Raw genomic sequence first — 1,161 nt, 5'->3', positions numbered from 1 at the left:
CTCTGTTCAAGCCCTGCTTCTTTCAACCGCTTGCAGTAGTCAGGGTATCGATAATGCCAGCCTTGATCTGAGTGCAAGAGCGGCCGGCTGTTAGCTGGTAGCCTATTGATTGCTGTCTCCAACATTTCGCCTACCAAGGTAAATCGGGGTCGGGAGTCGGTACGATAGGCAACGATCTCGCCGTTATAAAGATCCATGATCGGAGAAAGGTATAGCTTCTCACCTGCCACTTTGAACTCGGTAACATCCGTTACCCACTTTTGATTTGGCTGGTCTGCGCGGAAGTCGCGCTTAAGGATGTTGGGGGCGGCTTCGCCCATTAGCCCCCGATAAGATTTGTACTTCTTGGGGCGCACTGTACATTTCAGGTCCAGTTCGGCCATCAGACGGCGTACCTTCTTACTGTTAACCGATTGCCCTTCGCTACGCAGCGTAGAGGTGACTCGCCGATACCCGTAGCGGCCGCGGTGCCGGTGGCTGATGTCTTGTATCAACGTTTTGAGCGAGGCACACCGATCCCCAGCCTCGAGCACGCCGAGCTGGTAATAATAAGTGCTGCGCGACAAATGAGCTGCTTTGAGCAGCCAGGCAAGCGGGTAAAGCTTACGTAGCGCCGCGACTAGCCGGGTTTTTTCCTGGCTATCTTCTTCTTCGCCTTCTCCTCGTCTAGCTCCTCGAGCTTTTTTAGATAGGCGTTCTCCGCTTCGAGCTGGGCTAGCCTTGTCAGCAACTGCTCACGAGTGAGTTGCTCAGTAGGCGTGGATGAAACGTCTTCAGACTTGCGGGGTGCTTTAGGCATCGCGGTAATCACTGGCTTCTTACGGGGCGGTCGGGGTTGATGTCCGCCACTGTAATACTGTTCCTCCCAACTGCGAACCAGTGTGGAATTGCCGAGGTTGTAAAGCGCTGACGTGGCACGCAACGAAAGGTCTTCGCGCCATTTATGATGAAGAACAGCGAGCTTGAACTCGGCGCTGTAATGGCGGCCTGTTTTCTCCAGACTGGCCTGACCGTGCGTACGGTAGGCCGCGACCCAGCGACGAAGGAGCGTCGGATCCATTTGGAACTGTGCGGCAACATGGCGAAAGCCATACCCGCGATCAAGAAAGGCCTGAATGGCTGACAGCTTGAACTGCTTTGAATACCTGCGCATAAAAACCC

Annotated in this window: 1 protein-coding gene and 1 pseudogene; both read right to left on the bottom strand. The window is 54.6% G+C overall.

Annotated features, from left to right (window positions below; translation table 11 throughout):
* A pseudogene (locus ACF8R3_RS16165) lies at positions 1-629 on the bottom strand (IS3 family transposase); the annotation flags it as partial.
* Entirely contained in the window at positions 620-1,153 is a 534-nt protein-coding gene (locus ACF8R3_RS16160; RefSeq protein ID WP_196126756.1) for a helix-turn-helix domain-containing protein, read from the bottom strand. The gene ACF8R3_RS16160 and the pseudogene ACF8R3_RS16165, both read right to left, overlap by 10 nt.
* Positions 1,154-1,161: the final 8 nt, after the last annotated feature.

Source organism: Pseudomonas sp. FYR_7, assembly GCF_043106155.1.
Lineage (GTDB): Bacteria > Pseudomonadota > Gammaproteobacteria > Pseudomonadales > Pseudomonadaceae > Aquipseudomonas > Aquipseudomonas parafulva_B.
The sequence above is the reverse complement of the archived record's forward strand: the minus strand, read 5'-3'. Positions and strand labels throughout refer to the sequence as shown.

Bases quoted from the DNA above. Each gene is read 5' to 3' on its own strand.
- ACF8R3_RS16160 (WP_196126756.1), bottom strand. From the start codon at position 1,153: ATGCGCAGGTATTCAAAGCAGTTCAAGCTGTCAGCCATTCAGGCCTTT.